General features: G+C 74.3%; 2 protein-coding genes. Both read left to right on the top strand.

Going from position 1 to position 670, the window contains the following annotated elements:
* On the top strand, positions 1-310 hold a 310-nt coding region (locus AC1DVP_RS21360; RefSeq protein ID WP_477185482.1), incomplete at its 5' end, for a hypothetical protein.
* Positions 307-670 (top strand): hypothetical protein (locus AC1DVP_RS21355; RefSeq protein ID WP_477185481.1); only part of this gene is annotated, 364 nt, incomplete at its 3' end. The genes AC1DVP_RS21360 and AC1DVP_RS21355, both read left to right, overlap by 4 nt.

The raw sequence follows: 670 nt of genomic DNA, 5'->3' as shown, positions 1-670 counted from the left end.
GTTCGTCGCGGTGCTCCAGCTGACGGTCGTGCTGCACGTGCGGAACACGCTCGTCGACTCGGCGTCCGAGGGCGCGCGCTACGGGGCGTTGGTCGGGCACGACCCGGACGACGGTGCCGACCGGTCGCGCGACCTCATCGCCCAGTCGTTGTCCATCGCGTACGCCCAGGACGTCAGCGCCGGCCGGACCACGCTCGACGGTCTGGATGTCGTCGAGGTCCAGGTGCGGGCGCCCCTGCCGCTGGTCGGACTGGTCGGCCCGGCGGGGACGCTCACTGTCCGCGGGCACGCGCTGGTCGAGGTCCCGTGACGGGGCGGTTCTTCGCCGACGACGAGGGCAGCTCGGTCGTCGAGTTCCTCGGGCTCTCGCTGGTCCTGCTGGTGCCCCTCGTCTACCTGGTGCTGGTCCTGGGCCGCGTCGAGGCCGCCACGTTCGCCGCCGAAGGTGCGGCGAGGGAGGCGGCGCGCACGTTCGTCGTCGCCGACGGTGCCGACGAGGGCGCGTCGCGGGCCATCGCCGCGGCAGGGATCGCGCTGCGCGACCAGGGGTTCGACGACGACCCGGCCGACGCGCTCACCCTCGCGTGCTCCACGACGCCGTGCCTCGCCCCCGGCAGCGACGTGTCCGCCCGCATCGACGTGCGGGTACCGCTGCCGTTCGTGCCGGGCT

The sequence above is a fragment of the Flavobacterium sp. P3_A6 genome (assembly GCF_056403035.1).
This window is presented reverse-complemented; position numbering and strand designations above follow the sequence as displayed.